Origin of the sequence: Pseudomonas sp. NPDC089569 (assembly GCF_050280625.1) — a bacterium.
Lineage (GTDB): Bacteria > Pseudomonadota > Gammaproteobacteria > Pseudomonadales > Pseudomonadaceae > Aquipseudomonas.
Genome location: NZ_JBNNVQ010000001.1, coordinates 187745 through 198829, shown reverse-complemented (window position 1 = coordinate 198829; position 11085 = coordinate 187745). Strand labels below are relative to the sequence as shown.

14 protein-coding genes are annotated in these 11085 nt (G+C 60.6%); 5 read left to right on the top strand and 9 right to left on the bottom strand.

Translation table 11 applies throughout. The features are described from left to right. Positions 1–148 precede the first annotated feature (148 nt). Positions 149–1132: a transcriptional regulator FtrA gene (ftrA, locus tag ACQKP2_RS00970; RefSeq protein ID WP_427573645.1), complete on the bottom strand. Its 984-nt coding sequence runs from the start codon at positions 1130–1132 to the stop codon at positions 149–151. Positions 1133–1233: 101 nt separating this feature from the next. Between ftrA and ACQKP2_RS00965 the strand changes: the two genes are divergently transcribed. Continuing rightward, positions 1234–1668 (top strand): rhodanese-like domain-containing protein, encoded by a 435-nt coding sequence (locus ACQKP2_RS00965; RefSeq protein ID WP_427573644.1) that lies wholly within the window; start codon positions 1234–1236, stop codon positions 1666–1668. Between the two features lie 14 nt (positions 1669–1682). On the opposite strand, the gene ACQKP2_RS00960 is transcribed toward ACQKP2_RS00965, so the two are convergent. Next, the gene (locus tag ACQKP2_RS00960) at positions 1683–2315 is read right to left on the bottom strand and encodes a type 1 glutamine amidotransferase (protein ID WP_427573642.1); all 633 of its coding nucleotides are present in this window, start codon (positions 2313–2315) and stop codon (positions 1683–1685) included. Positions 2316–2647: 332 nt separating this feature from the next. Here ACQKP2_RS00960 and ACQKP2_RS00955 point away from each other — a divergent pair, with 332 nt between their 5' ends. The 3 genes from ACQKP2_RS00955 (at position 2648) to ACQKP2_RS00945 (ending at position 5576) form a co-directional block, all read left to right on the top strand. After that, entirely contained in the window at positions 2648–3427 is a 780-nt protein-coding gene (locus ACQKP2_RS00955; RefSeq protein WP_427573640.1) for an ABC transporter substrate-binding protein, read from the top strand. Positions 3428–3634: 207 nt separating this feature from the next. Continuing rightward, on the top strand, positions 3635–4747 hold the full coding sequence (locus ACQKP2_RS00950) for a succinylglutamate desuccinylase/aspartoacylase family protein (protein ID WP_427573639.1): 1113 nt from the start codon (positions 3635–3637) through the stop codon (positions 4745–4747). A 112-nt stretch (positions 4748–4859) separates the two neighbouring features. Then, positions 4860–5576 (top strand): alpha/beta hydrolase, encoded by a 717-nt coding sequence (locus ACQKP2_RS00945; RefSeq protein WP_427573637.1) that lies wholly within the window; start codon positions 4860–4862, stop codon positions 5574–5576. Positions 5577–5579: 3 nt separating this feature from the next. Here the strand turns inward: ACQKP2_RS00945 and ACQKP2_RS00940 are convergent, their stop codons facing one another. The 7 genes from ACQKP2_RS00940 to ACQKP2_RS00910 form a co-directional block, all read right to left on the bottom strand. Further along, the gene (locus ACQKP2_RS00940; protein ID WP_427573635.1) at positions 5580–6164 is read right to left on the bottom strand and encodes a hypothetical protein; all 585 of its coding nucleotides are present in this window, start codon (positions 6162–6164) and stop codon (positions 5580–5582) included. Between the two features lie 93 nt (positions 6165–6257). Then, a complete protein-coding gene (locus ACQKP2_RS00935; protein WP_427573633.1) occupies positions 6258–6746 on the bottom strand; it encodes an RES family NAD+ phosphorylase in 489 nt (162 codons plus the stop codon). Continuing rightward, positions 6743–7201 (bottom strand): antitoxin Xre/MbcA/ParS toxin-binding domain-containing protein, encoded by a 459-nt coding sequence (locus ACQKP2_RS00930; protein ID WP_427573632.1) that lies wholly within the window; start codon positions 7199–7201, stop codon positions 6743–6745. Before ACQKP2_RS00930 ends, ACQKP2_RS00935 begins: the two co-directional genes overlap by 4 nt. A 276-nt stretch (positions 7202–7477) precedes the next feature. After that, positions 7478–7804, bottom strand: coding sequence for a putative quinol monooxygenase (locus ACQKP2_RS00925; protein WP_427573631.1), 327 nt, complete (start codon positions 7802–7804; stop codon positions 7478–7480). A 31-nt stretch (positions 7805–7835) separates the two neighbouring features. Beyond that, a complete protein-coding gene (locus ACQKP2_RS00920) occupies positions 7836–8507 on the bottom strand; it encodes a glutathione S-transferase family protein (protein WP_427573630.1) in 672 nt (223 codons plus the stop codon). Positions 8508–8589: 82 nt separating this feature from the next. Beyond that, positions 8590–9507, bottom strand: a complete 918-nt coding sequence (yddG, locus tag ACQKP2_RS00915) for an aromatic amino acid exporter YddG (protein WP_427573629.1) — start codon at positions 9505–9507, stop codon at positions 8590–8592. A gap of 56 nt (positions 9508–9563) precedes the next feature. After that, complete coding sequence (locus ACQKP2_RS00910; RefSeq protein WP_427573627.1) at positions 9564–10361, bottom strand: hypothetical protein; 798 nt, start codon at positions 10359–10361, stop codon at positions 9564–9566. A gap of 156 nt (positions 10362–10517) precedes the next feature. Between ACQKP2_RS00910 and ACQKP2_RS00905 the strand changes: the two genes are divergently transcribed. Next, positions 10518–11048: a chalcone isomerase family protein gene (locus tag ACQKP2_RS00905; RefSeq protein WP_427573626.1), complete on the top strand. Its 531-nt coding sequence runs from the start codon at positions 10518–10520 to the stop codon at positions 11046–11048. Positions 11049–11085 lie beyond the last annotated feature (37 nt).

The following is an 11085-nucleotide window of genomic DNA, read 5'->3' as shown; positions in this document are numbered from 1 at the left end:
CTCGCTGGAATAAGATTTACGCATAGCCAAACACCTCAGATTTGGGCGCCATCATAGCGCCCGATTGAAGTGTCCAAAATCATTAGGCCAGTTCAGCCTCGCTCCTACGTGTCTTCTGTAGGAGCGAGGCTTGCCCGCGAACGCTTGTTCAAATTCCCCTGGATTCAACTTTGACCCCACGCCCAAACCGCTCCCGATACACCGAAGGCGGTACCCCGACCACAGTGCGAAACGCGACCCGGAAGCTTTCCACCGAACGATAACCACAGCGCTCGGCAATCTGTTCGGTGTTTTGATCGGTACTTTCCAGCAATTCGCGGGCGCGACCGAGGCGTTCGTGTTGCAGCCATGCCTTGGGCGACTGACCGCAGGCCTGGGTGAAACGGCGCAGGAATGTTCGCTCGCTCATGGCGGCTTCGCTGGCCAGATCGCGTACCTCCAGCGGTTCGTGCAGGCGTTCGCGTGCCCACTGCATGACCCGGGACAGGTCGCTGCGTGGCGCAAGACTGACCGGTGCAGGGATGAACTGCGCCTGGCCGCCGGTGCGTTGCGGCGACATGACCAGACGTCGCGCCACCGTATTGGCCACCCGGGTACCGAAATCCCGCGCCACCAGGTGCAGGCAGGCGTCGATACCGGCAGCACTGCCGGCGGAGGTGATCAACCGGCCCGAATCGACATACAACACATCCGGGTCCACCAGAATGTCGGGGAAGCGTTGCGCCAGTTCCGCCGTGTAACGCCAGTGCGTCGTGGCGCCATGGCCATTGAGCAGCCCGGTGGCGGCCAGCACGAACACCCCTGAACAGATCGACAGCAGCCGCGCGCCTCTGGCGTGGGCCTGGCGCAGGACCGTGAGCAGCGCCTCGGGCACGGCGGCATTGCGGTCGCGCCAACCGGGAATGATGATGGTCCGCGCGTCTGCAAGCAGTTCCAGGCCGCCATCGGCCAGTACCTGGATGCCGCCCATGGCGCGCATCGGCCCTTGATCGACGGCGACGATCCGTTGTTCGTACCAGGGAAAATCGAACTCCGGTCGTGCCAGGCCGAAGATCTCCACGGCAATGCCGAATTCGAAGGTACACAGGCCGTCGTAGGCCAGAATCGCGACCAATCCAGGGGCAGGTGGCATTTGGCGGAAAGTTCCCGGTAAGTGTCTTGTGCGCCACTTTAGTCACAAATGGCAGGCGGATAAAGTCTGCTCACACCCACTGACACTCTGGAGCACTGCCCATGACCAGCCTGGTTCGCGAAATCCCTGCCGCCTCCTCGGCCATCGCCCTGATGCATTTCTCCAACCGTCTGACCTTTGAAACCGATTGTTCCGACGTTCACGGCAGCCAACAGGCCGGCGAAATCGATTTTGTGCTGGTGGATGTACGCGGTCCGCTGGCGTACGAGCGTGGCCATGTCCCGGGGGCGATCAATATCCCGGGACGATTGATCACTGCCGAAGCGCTGGCGGCTTATCCGAAAACCAGCCTGTTCGTGGTGTATTGCGCCGGCCCGCATTGCAACGGCGCGAACAAGGCGGCGGTGAAACTGGCGGCGCTGGGCTACCCGGTCAAGGAGATGATCGGCGGCGTGACCGGGTGGCTGGATGAGGGGTTCGAGCTGAGCAAGGCAGCGCAACGGCCCGCGAATGTGGCCATCGGCTGCGAGTGTTGAGGTAGCCGGAACGCTTACACCTTCGCCCACCAGTCATCCAGCGTCGCCTGCAACCAGTCGAATACGGCGGCGTGGGCGGCGCTGTCCGGCGTCCCCCGAGGCAGTGGTGATTCCTGCGCGAAATGTTCGTTCAGCCGTGTCACTGACTCGGCATTCCATTCCGGATGGAACTGCAAACCCATCCGCGTCGGCGAGACACGGTACATCTGCTGTTCGCACTGCTCGCTGCTGGCCAGCAATTGCGCGTTCGGCGGCAGGTCGATGGCGTCCTCGTGCCATTCCAGTACCTTCAAGCGCTGGCCATCGACGAAATTCACCCAGGTCCAACCGGTTTCGGTCTGCTCCATGCGCCGTACATTGCCGCCCAGGCTCAAGGCCAGCAACTGCGCGCCCAGGCAGATGGCGAACACGGCCGCACCTTGTTCCAGGCTGCCCGCCAGCCATTGGCGCTCGGCTTCCAGCCATGCGGGACCGGCGTTGGACTCATAGGGCCCACCGAGCACAATCACGGGGGCTGCGCTGACGGGCGGCAATTGACCGAGGTCGGCACGAAACACATTCAATGTCACTGCACGGGACGCGGCCCACTCGGCAATGGCGCCCGGCCCTTCGGCGGGGTGGTGCTGGATCAGGTTCAACTCGGGCATCAGGTTTCTCTTGACCGGTCTGGTGGGTGGTCAATGTGCCGCAAAAAAGTGCCCTTCGCCAGTACGACTCTTCTGTCGGAATTTGCTTGAAGTGCTGGAGGTTTTCTCTGTAGCCGATGATTGCCCGACACTCGCTGCGCCGCTCTGGCGCACGCTCCGCGCACTTCCATGCTGTCGGCCATATTTCGTACGTATTTGTCGCATAAAAACAATTTGCCGCGTGCGAGCCGCTCTAGACTGCCGGCCTCTTCGGTCCGTACCCGCCACAAGCCCACGGCCGAAAGCTACCTATCGAAGCTGCCAATAAAAGCCTCCGCACACAGGAGTTATAAATGAAGAAGCTAGTGATGTTCGGTGCCCTGGCACTGTCGATGTTGTCCCTGACCGCCGTGGCCGAAGACGCCAAGCCGATCCGCATCGGTATCGAAGCCGGCTACCCGCCATTTTCGATGAAAACCCCTGACGGCAAGCTCACCGGTTTCGACGTGGATATCGGTGACGCGCTGTGCGAACAGATGAAAGTGAAATGCAAGTGGGTCGAGCAAGAGTTCGACGGTCTGATCCCTGCGCTGAAGGTCAAGAAAATCGACGCCATCCTGTCGTCCATGACCATCACTGACGACCGCAAGAAAAACGTCGATTTCACCATCAAGTACTACCACACTCCGGCGCGCTTCGTGATGAAGGAAGGCACCGATATCAAGGATCCGCTGACCGAACTCAAGGGCAAGAAGGTCGGTGTGCTGCGCGCCAGTACCCATGACCGCTTCGCCACCGAAGTGCTGGTGCCGGCCGGTATCGAGCTGGTGCGTTACGGCTCCCAGCAGGAAGCCAACCTGGACATGGTCTCCGGGCGCGTCGACGCGCTGCTGGCGGACTCGGTCAACCTGGACGACGGTTTCCTGAAAACCGACGCAGGCAAGGGCTTCGCTTTCGTAGGCCCTGAGTACAACGATCCGAAATACTTCGGTGGCGGTGCCGGGATTGCCGTGCGCAAGGGCGATACCGCCCTGGCCGAGCAATTCAACAAGGCCATCACCGATATCCGCGCCAACGGCAAGTACAAGCAAGTGCAGGACAAGTACTTCAAGTTTGACGTTTACGGCGAGTAAGCGAGCGGTTTGAAAAAGTGGCGACCGTTGATGCGGTGGCCACTTTTTTTATGCATTTTCTATTGTTAAAGAGGCTTTTGTGGGAGCGAGCCTGCTCGCGATTGGGCCAGACCAGCCACCTTCACTGTTGACTGTTCGACCGCTATCGCGAGCAGGCTCGCTCCTACAAAGGCAACCTCGCCGTACTGGTATTCAGGAGTTTCCCCCATGCAACGCATCGACCACAAACTGCCCTGGAGCCACCTGGGCACCGAGCGCACCCTCAGCGTTTTCCGCTATGGCGCAGGCACCCGCAAGGTGTACATCCAGGCCAGCCTGCACGCCGATGAGCTGCCAGGCATGCGCACTGCGTGGGAGTTGAAGCAGCGCTTGAGTGAGCTCGAAGCTCAAGGGCAGTTGCAAGGTGTGATCGAACTGGTGCCGGTGGCCAACCCCATCGGTCTCGACCAGCATTTGCAAAGCGCCCACATGGGCCGCTTCGAGTTGGGCAGCGGCAAGAACTTCAACCGTTCGTTCGTCGAGCTCAGCGCGCCGGTGGCGCAACTGATCGGTGATCGCCTGGGCACCGATGCCGAGGCCAACATCGCGTTGATCCGCCAGACCATGGGCCAGGTGCTCGACGGCTTGCCGGCCGCGGCTTCGCAACTGGAGGCGATGCATCGTTTGTTGCTGCGCCATGCCTGCGATGCGGATATCACCCTTGATCTGCATTGCGACTTCGAGGCGGCCATTCACATTTACGCACTGCCGCAGCACTGGCCACAGTGGCGATCCCTGGCGGCGCGTTTGAAGGCCGGCGTGGCCCTGCTGTGTGAGGATTCCGGCGGCAGTTCTTTCGACGAGTCGTGTTCCTCGCCGTGGTTGCGCCTGGCCAGGGCATTTCCCGACGCAGCGATTCCACCTGCCAACCTGGCGACCACCCTGGAGCTGGGCAGCATGGGCGACACCCGGGTCGATCAGGCGCAAGCCAATTGCGAGGCGATCCTGGGCTTTCTCGCCGAGCAGGGTTTCATCAAGGGAACCTGGCCGGCGGCTCCGGAGGATTGCTGCGAGGGCATGCCGTTCGAGGGCACCGAATACTTGTTCGCGCCGCATCACGGGGTGGTCAGTTTCCTGCGTGAAGCCGGCGAGTGGGTGGAGAAGGGCGATGCACTGTTTGAAGTGGTCGACCCCTTGAATGACAAGCTGACCACCGTGCGGGCCGGAACCAGCGGTGTGCTGTTTGCCATTGATCGTGGCCGTTATACGCAGCCGGGGATCTGGCAGGCAAAAGTGGCGGGACGCGAGCCGATTCGGGTTGGCAAGCTGATCAACGACTGAGGCAAAGGCCTCACCGATCATTCCCGCAGCCTTCGCGGGAATGATCATGTTCCTGCCATGCTTCACAGTGTTAGGCTCTTGCTCGAATCCTGCGCACTGTGAAGGAAGGCTTATGTTGAAATTGCTTGCTCTGCTCACGTTGCTGGCATCCGCCACTGTTCACGCACAAGTCCCCCTGCAAACCGATCTGCCGCTCAAGTACCTGGAGCAGGCCAACGCCGATGCCCGCGATCAGCCCCTGGTGATTTTTCTCCACGGTTATGGCAGTAACGAACAGGATCTGTTCGGCATCAAGGATGAACTACCTGCGCAATACACCTACCTGTCGGTCCGGGCGCCGATGGTGATGCAGGAGGGCAGTTATCAGTGGTTTCGCAAGAAAGGCGAAGGCGCCTACAACGGAGAGACTGATGATCTGAAGTCCAGTGGCCAGTTGCTGCTGGATTTTGTCGCGAAGGCGACGCAGAAATATCACACCCAACCTGCCAAGGTATTTCTGGTGGGGTTCAGTCAGGGGGCGATCATGTCCTATGAGGTTGCCCTGCGACAGCCCGAGGCGGTGGGTGGCATCGCAGCGTTGAGCGGGCGGATCCTGCCGGTGCTGCGGTCTGAACTCAAACCCGATGAAAAACGCCAGTCGCTGGCGATTTTCATCGGGCATGGCACGGCGGACCAACGCTTGCCGTTCAGCGACGGCACAGAGGCCAACAGCCTGTTGCAGAGCGTGTCACTGGAACCGGAGTTTCACGCTTACCAGGGCGTCGGTCACAACATCAGCGCCGAAGAGATGCAGGACCTGAACGCCTGGTTGCAACGCCTCAATCCCTGAGACTTACTTGCCGCTGACGATCTGCTTGATCAGGGTTTCATGAGCGGCCATGTCACCGGGGCGGGAAATGACCTGAATCACTGTCATATGGCTGCCAGACGCCGCCATCAGTGTGGTGTTGAGGGTCATGCCGCCGCCCTGGGTGGCGGTGCTGTCGACCTGACGAACGCCCAGGCCGCTGCTTTTCAGGGTCAGGCTCTTTTCGCTGAGCTTGTTGTAGTCCGGCAGGGCCTTGCGCTGTGCCGCATCGAAGTCGGCTGCGGTGCCATCGAGAAACGCGCCGTCGTTATCCTTGACCGTGGTGCCTTCCGGCAGGCTGTTTTGCGCAGCGATGACCACGGTCTTGGTGGCTTCGTTGGCGTACATGGTGCCACTCGCGCCGGTTGGGCTGGTCGGTAGCGCGTTGGCGACGAAACCCTTGGGCAGGGTGAAGGTGAACTTGCCGTCGAGCATCGAGACTTTCTGCGCCGATGCCGACTCCTTGGCCGTCTCCTTGCTGGTGGCCTTGGCCGCTTGCGCATTCAATGCCCCCAGGCTGGCAGCCGCCGCCAGCAACAGGACAACGGCTTTTTTACTCAACAGTGACATTTCGAATCTCCAGGGGTGGTCGCGCGGTGGGGGGCGATCATCCCATGGAGGTTGTGCCGCATTCCAGCGTGGGCTAACGGACGGTCGACACCTTCACTTGATCAGTCGGGTGTCGAGCCCGAAACGCTCCTGGGAAACGAGCTTGAACTTGTCGGTGGCCAGATCACAGCTCACCAGCAGATTCCATGAATGACGGGTAACCGCAGAAGGGATCAATACAAAGGGATGTTCGGTCAGCAGTTCATCGGCAAATTGCTGCTGATTGGGTGAGGGCTGTGAGGGCGTCAGCCAATTCGGGTTTGGCACATCCTCGGGTTGAACAACCTTGATGAGATGCGAATTCAGTATTTCGAAACGCGTCAAAACGTGAGGCACTTTATCGAGGGTGTCGAAACCTGCATGGGCCGCGACTTCCAGAATGGCAGTGGACGGATCGGCCGAGGCGTAGATGACCCGGCGACCGGGTGGGTTCCATCTGCCACCGGTTCGCTGCGCACCCAGGCCGCTGTCCCAGGTGTCCTTGAAAACCTCGCGATCAAGGCGCCAGGCGTGCCATTTCCCGTCCCAGGGCAATGGATTCATTGATAGACCCCATGCTCGATCCGGGTCAGATAGTCCTCGACAGCCTGGTAGCCAAGCGAGTTGTCGATCAGTTCCAGCGGCACATTGTCATCCAGGTACTTGCAGGGTTTCTTCAACCAGTCTTCGGCCAACTGCTGATCGCCAAAGACGTTGATGGCGTGCTCCAGGGCATGTGCATACTGGAAAGCAACAGTACTTTGCTGCTGGTTCAGCCGCACCGGTCTGGTTTCCTTGGCCAGGCGCTGGACAGTCCTGACGGATTTGCCCGTGATGCGCTGAACAAGGCCGTACTCCATGTACAGCGTTGATGTGGAAAGCATGTCCCTGACGTCGCTCAGGTCAAAGCCTTCCTGTGTATATCGGATGATCACCATGCGCGTATCACCTTTACGGCCACGTAATAACACCTCGGTTGGCTTGCGGGTGACGCTCTTCATCTCGGTCACTGCGGGCATACCCGTTACCTCCATGCGACATTTGACGCAATGATAACGTCAAATGTCGCCGATGGGCAGTGAAGTTTCGATCAGTGCGTCGCGCCCGCAAAGGGTCCGTCCTCGAAGCGTGAAGCCAGGCCTGCAGGGACCCGGTTGACCTGTCTTTCTTGTCCGAATTGGAGGTGTCACGCTACGCCTTGGACTTCCGACGGCCAACCGGAAAAACGTGTGGGATAAATCATCGATTACGGGATGCTCATCACCCTTTGTAGGACCCACACCTTCGAAAAAACCTCACGGCTCCCGACGCTGCGGATAGCTGCCGATTACCTCCAGAAACTCGATCCGGCGATCGCTGGCCAGCAGTTGCGGCAATCGCCGTTCGTAATCCTGACGATACGGCTTGTTCAGGTGACGGGCGATGAAATCTTCCTTGCTGCAATTCCAGGTTTCGTACAGCACCAGCGTGTTCGGATCGTCCTGCAGCTGGTGGACCCAGGTGTTGACGAAGTCCGGTTCGGCCGACATCTGGTGGACGACATCCAGCAGCCGCTCCCGGGCTTCGGCGAAATGTTGCGGTTTGGCCGGCAGGTAAACGATAAACGCGACTTGCTCACTCATTTCATCACCCTCGAACGTTGGGGACCGGGCGTTACGCCTGGTTTTGCGGGAACAGATTGCGGCGGGTTTCTTCGTCGAACTCTGCCTTGAGAACCAGTTTTTCCTTCAGCGCGAGTGCACGTTGGGCTGCCGGGCGGGCGCTGATTTCATCGAACAGGCGCTTGACGTTCGGGTACGCCGCCAAACCGTTTTCACCGAGGATGTACGGCGCGTAGTTGGCCCAGCCCCAGAGTGCCATGTCGGCAATGCTGTAGCTGTCGCCGGCCAGGTAACGATGTGCGGCCAGGCGTTGGTCGAGTACGCGGTAGTGACGTTCGACTTCCTTGAGGTAACGGTTTTTCGCATAAGGCAGGTCTTCGGGTGCGTGATGCAGAAAATGCACGGCCTGGCCGGAGAAGGGCGACAGGCCGGTGGCGATGAACATCAGCCACGACAGCAGCTCGGCATGACCGGCGGCGCTGGTCGGCAGAAAGCGCTGATGCTTTTGCGCCAGATGCAAAAGGATCGCCTGGGAGTCGAAAACCGTGGCGTCGCCGTCGACCAGCGCGGGTACCTTGGCGTTCGGGTTGATCGCCAGAAAGGCTGGCAAATGTTGCTCACCCTTGAAGGTGTCGACGCCAATCAGCTCGTAGGACGTCTGCAATTCTTCGAGCAGCAGGGCGACTTTCATCGGATTGGGCGAAGGGTGGAAAAAGAATTTCATGGTGTAGGCCTCAGTCGTTAGTGGTTTGAACTGAGGCTGATAGTGAGCGAAACCTGTTCGATTGACGTACGGGGTTATTGGGCTACTCGTGCGAAACCATCGAATGTGTTGAACGTGTTTTGGCGGTGGGATGCGAAGTGGCAATCACTGCGCCTGCAATGATCAGCAGTGCCGGGATCATCAGGAGCGGGCTGGCCGGGCTTCTGCCGACGACGATCAACAGAAGGGTGGAGATCAGTGGCGCCAGATAGGACAGCGCCCCCAGGGTGGCCAGGCTGCCGTGTTTGGTGGCGTGGTCCCAGGCAAAAAACGCCAGCCCCGCCGGGCCCAGGCCCAGCACGACAATCGCTGCCCATTGGCCGGCATCGGGCCACACCGTGGTTTCGAAGGCCAGATGAAAGAGCAAGCCGGCTGCGGCCGACATGCCGCATATGCCGCCTATGATGCTGCTCGGTACATCCTGGAAGCGGCGGTTGAACACCGAATACCCTGCCCAGATCAGTGCGCAGCCTAGCGCTGCCAGATACCCGGCTACGGGCATTGCAGCGGCGGCATGGGTGTCGCGCTGTTGCATGATGAATGCCGTACCGGCCAGGCCCAGCACCGCCCCGAATACCTGTCGCTTGCTCAGTTTTTCTGCGGCGACAAAAGCCGAGAACAGCACCAGCAGCAGGGGCCACAGGTAGTTGATCAGACTGGCCTCGGCCGCCGGGGCGCTCTTGAGTGCGAAAAAATACAGTGCGTGATAAACGAAGATACCGACAAATCCCGTCGCCCATACGGCCCAGGGCTGTCGCCAGGGGCTGAAGCCGCTGAGCCCGTGCCGCCCCAGCACCATCAGGGTGGCGACAAACGCCACGCCGAAACTCAGGGTCAGCAGTTCAAACGGCGGAATGCCTTGGGTGAGGGTGGTCAACAACGCCAGGCAGGACCAGAGCAGGATGGCGATCACGCCGACGGCGGTGGCGGCGTGGGCACTGCGGACGCGGGACGTGGCCATGTCTGTTCCTTCAGGCGCTGGATGGGGCGACTTCCTTGCCCTTGACTCGTTGCAGCTTAGCGCTTGATCGCGGTTCGTCCAGCCTCTGCCGGTGCCGGTCCGACGGGACGCGCCAGCAGGCGTCGGGTCACGCCCAGCATGGCCACCGATACCGCCACGCCGAGTACGAATGCGTTCATTCCAAGCGCCGGCAGGGCCAATGCCACGACCAGGCAGAAGGCCGAGAACGAATACATGCCGGTGGCGGTCGCCCGCAGCAGGGCGGCGGTGAACGCCGGGCCTCGGGTCTGTTGGGAGAACACGGCCATCACGCTGCCCAGCACCGGGAACACCGCCAGCAAGCCACTCCAACGGTCACCGACGGTACTGGCCAGCAGCGTGACGGCCAGGGTTAGCAGTGCCCCGGCGACCATGCGCAGCAGCAGCTTGTCCGACTTCGGCGCAGGGCCCGAAACGGTGGGCTGTACCGAGGGGAACAGGTAGGGCGCCGCCAGCAGGGCGGTCGCCGCAGCCAGCACCGAAAAGAGTAGAGAGGGCGGGATCAACGACAGCACCGTCGCGATCACGGCCCACACCAGCAGCGAAATGGTCAGCGCCAGTGGCCACCCCGTGCGTTGGGCAACCTGAGCGTAGGTGACGCAGAAGGCGATCATCGCAAACATGGCCGACAGCGCCGCCTGAGCGGATTGGGCGGCGAACATCTGGCCCTGTTCGATGGCGAGAAAAAACAGGATGGGCCCGACCACCACCGGCAACCCCGACAGCCAGCCGGCCACGCTCGGCCCCCAGCGTTTGCCGGCCAGGGAAATCAGCAGCAGGAAACCGGGAATCACCAGCAGTTTGAGCATCAACACGCGCACGTCTCCGACCTCTATGAGGTGGCAACGGTAACATTGCGTCGGATAGATTGCTTCATGTGTATGCGGGTTTTGTATACAAAAAACTCGATTCTTCGAAAAGCGCTTTGTTCTTCCGTTTTGTCTGGTCATCCCGCAATGAGGGCACTCGCCATGAACCGTCAACGATCACCGCTGCGCCTGGGCCTGTGGCTGCTTGCGTTGCTGAGCTGCCAGGCCCTGGCCAATTGGCAGGATGCGCTGCCCGGTGCACAAATCATCGGCAGTGGTGAGTTTCGCAAGTACGGCTTCGATGTCTACAGCGCGCGGCTCTGGAGCACGTCGCGGCTGCTGGCGAGCGATCAGCCGTTCGCCCTTGAACTGATCTACCAGCGCAGCATTTCCTGTGAAGATCTGGTGAGCGCGAGCATCAGGGAGATCAAGCGACTCTCCGGCACCTCGGTCAGTGCCGAGCAACTGGCGTCCTGGCAGACGCAGATGCAACAGTCGTTCGTCGATGTGCAGGCGGGTACACGACTGACCGGGGTTTATCTGCCGGGGCAGGGCGCGCGGTTTTTTCTTGGCCAGCAGTTGCTGCGCGAAGTGAAGGACCTGCAATTTGCCCAGGCGTTTTTTGCCATCTGGCTCGATCCGCGTACCAACAACCCCGAGTTGCGCCAGCAGTTGCTGGGCATGGCCCGGTAAACTTTGCGATGATCGCAACACGTTTGCGAGCCTTCCC

Bases quoted from the DNA above. Each gene is read 5' to 3' on its own strand.
- ftrA (WP_427573645.1), bottom strand. From the start codon at position 1,132: ATGCCACCTGCCCCTGGATTGGTCGCGATTCTGGCCTACGACGGCCTG.
- ACQKP2_RS00965 (WP_427573644.1), top strand. From the start codon at position 1,234: ATGACCAGCCTGGTTCGCGAAATCCCTGCCGCCTCCTCGGCCATCGCC.
- ACQKP2_RS00960 (WP_427573642.1), bottom strand. From the start codon at position 2,315: ATGCCCGAGTTGAACCTGATCCAGCACCACCCCGCCGAAGGGCCGGGC.
- ACQKP2_RS00955 (WP_427573640.1), top strand. From the start codon at position 2,648: ATGAAGAAGCTAGTGATGTTCGGTGCCCTGGCACTGTCGATGTTGTCC.
- ACQKP2_RS00950 (WP_427573639.1), top strand. From the start codon at position 3,635: ATGCAACGCATCGACCACAAACTGCCCTGGAGCCACCTGGGCACCGAG.
- ACQKP2_RS00945 (WP_427573637.1), top strand. From the start codon at position 4,860: ATGTTGAAATTGCTTGCTCTGCTCACGTTGCTGGCATCCGCCACTGTT.
- ACQKP2_RS00940 (WP_427573635.1), bottom strand. From the start codon at position 6,164: ATGTCACTGTTGAGTAAAAAAGCCGTTGTCCTGTTGCTGGCGGCGGCT.
- ACQKP2_RS00935 (WP_427573633.1), bottom strand. From the start codon at position 6,746: ATGAATCCATTGCCCTGGGACGGGAAATGGCACGCCTGGCGCCTTGAT.
- ACQKP2_RS00930 (WP_427573632.1), bottom strand. From the start codon at position 7,201: ATGCCCGCAGTGACCGAGATGAAGAGCGTCACCCGCAAGCCAACCGAG.
- ACQKP2_RS00925 (WP_427573631.1), bottom strand. From the start codon at position 7,804: ATGAGTGAGCAAGTCGCGTTTATCGTTTACCTGCCGGCCAAACCGCAA.
- ACQKP2_RS00920 (WP_427573630.1), bottom strand. From the start codon at position 8,507: ATGAAATTCTTTTTCCACCCTTCGCCCAATCCGATGAAAGTCGCCCTG.
- yddG (WP_427573629.1), bottom strand. From the start codon at position 9,507: ATGGCCACGTCCCGCGTCCGCAGTGCCCACGCCGCCACCGCCGTCGGC.
- ACQKP2_RS00905 (WP_427573626.1), top strand. From the start codon at position 10,518: ATGAACCGTCAACGATCACCGCTGCGCCTGGGCCTGTGGCTGCTTGCG.